The 1,468-nt window shown below is 77.8% G+C and carries 3 protein-coding genes; 2 read left to right on the top strand and 1 reads right to left on the bottom strand.

All coding sequences use genetic code 11. The features are described 5' to 3' along the window. Positions 1–510 (top strand): asparagine synthase-related protein (locus V7793_RS37500; protein ID WP_336014205.1); only part of this gene is annotated, 510 nt, incomplete at its 5' end. Between the two features lie 103 nt (positions 511–613). On the opposite strand, the gene V7793_RS37495 is transcribed toward V7793_RS37500, so the two are convergent. Then, positions 614–1,009 carry an NPCBM/NEW2 domain-containing protein gene (locus V7793_RS37495; protein WP_336014203.1) on the bottom strand — a complete coding sequence of 132 codons (396 nt, stop codon included), beginning with the start codon at positions 1,007–1,009 and terminating at the stop codon, positions 614–616. A gap of 61 nt (positions 1,010–1,070) precedes the next feature. On the opposite strand from V7793_RS37495, the gene V7793_RS37490 reads away from it, so the two are divergent. After that, positions 1,071–1,292, top strand: coding sequence for a hypothetical protein (locus tag V7793_RS37490; RefSeq protein ID WP_336014201.1), 222 nt, complete (start codon positions 1,071–1,073; stop codon positions 1,290–1,292). Positions 1,293–1,468: the final 176 nt, after the last annotated feature.

Here is a 1,468-nt window from a genome sequence, read left to right as displayed (position 1 = left end):
CACGCCGCCGACCACCGCGTCTTCGAACAGGCCGCCGAGGTCCGCAGCCAGCGCCTCCACGCCCCCTTCCTCGACAACCAGGTCGTACGGGCCTGCCGCGCCCTGCCGGAGGCGCTCCGGGTCCAGCCGGGGGCGCGTGCCTCGGTGCTGCGCGCCGTCCTCGCCGGGGCCGGCGTCCGCGAACTCCCGCCCGGCTGGGGCGCCACCTCGCACGCGGCCCACGCCGCCGCCGTACGCGCGGGGCTACGGGCCTCCGCCGGCCCGCTGCTGGAGCTCTTCGACGCGCCGCTCCTCGCCGACGCAGGGCTCGTCGAGGCCCGGGTCGTCAGAGCGGCGCTGCACGGGGCCGCGAACGGCCGTGCGCTGCCGCTGGACGGCCTCGCGGAGCTCGTCTCCACCGAGGTGTGGCTGCGGCGGCTGCTGGCCCGCCGCGGCACGTGCTGGACGGGCTCGGCGGCACCGCGCCAGCGGGCGGTGGCGGGCGGAGTGGCACGCGGGCCGGGGCTGTGAGGGGCGGCGCCGTCTCCGGCGGACGGCGCCCGGGCGCTTCCGGTAAACGGCGCCGCCGCTGGCCCCCCGCCCCCACCGCTCGCCTCCCGCTACCCGCTACCCGCTACCCGCAGGAGATCCGCGACTGCGCCCAGTCCGACACCGCCACCATCCCCATGGCCCGCCGGGGATGCACCACCAGCCGGACGCTGCGGTACCCCGACAGCGGCACGTGCACCGGCACCGCCGCCTCCCCGCCCTGCACCGCGCCGGACCGCCACAGGGGCACCCCGTCGCCGTAGACGGAGAACCGCGCGGCTCCCAGCCCCATGGACATGTCGTCGACGCCCACCAGGGCGTCGAAGGCCGTGCAGGACCGGTTGAGGTCGACGGTCACGGCCGAGGGCGCGTGGACGCTCACACCGTGCCTGTACGCGACCCCGCCGACCCGCAGGCCGTACCGCTGCCACAGCCAGCTGCGCACGCCCAGCCGGACCTCCGGCCCGGTGCCGTCGCCCACGCCCGCGTAGAGGAGCTGGTTCAGCTGGTAGACGCGGGGAGGCAGAGGAGGAGGCGAAGGCGTGGGGGAGGGGGAGGGCGACGGGGACGGTGAGGGCGACGGCCTGCGGACCGGGGGTGCGGAAGGCGGCGGCGAGGGCTTCGGGCGCGGCTTCGGTGCAGCGATGTGGACGGGAGCAACGGGCACCGGGGTGACGTGGACGACCTGCGGCGATGCAGGCGCCTTCGTCCTCGGCGTCGGTTTCGGCTTCGCCGAGGGCGTCGGCGCAGGGCTGGGGGAGTGACGCGGTGACGGCGTCGGCTCCGGCGGCATGCTGGGCGCGGGCGTCACCGGTGCGGCGCTCACCTTGGCCTGCGGCTCCCGGTCCGGCGCGGGGGAGTGCCCCATCAGGGCGTACGCAACGGCGGCACCCGCCGCGGCCACCACGCCGCCGACGACGGCCAGCTTCGCGGTCGCCCC

It is taken from the genome of Streptomyces sp. KLMMK (genome assembly GCF_036961605.1).
GTDB classification, from domain to species: Bacteria; Actinomycetota; Actinomycetes; order Streptomycetales; family Streptomycetaceae; genus Streptomyces; species Streptomyces telluris.
The sequence above is the reverse complement of the archived record's forward strand: the minus strand, read 5'-3'. Positions and strand labels throughout refer to the sequence as shown.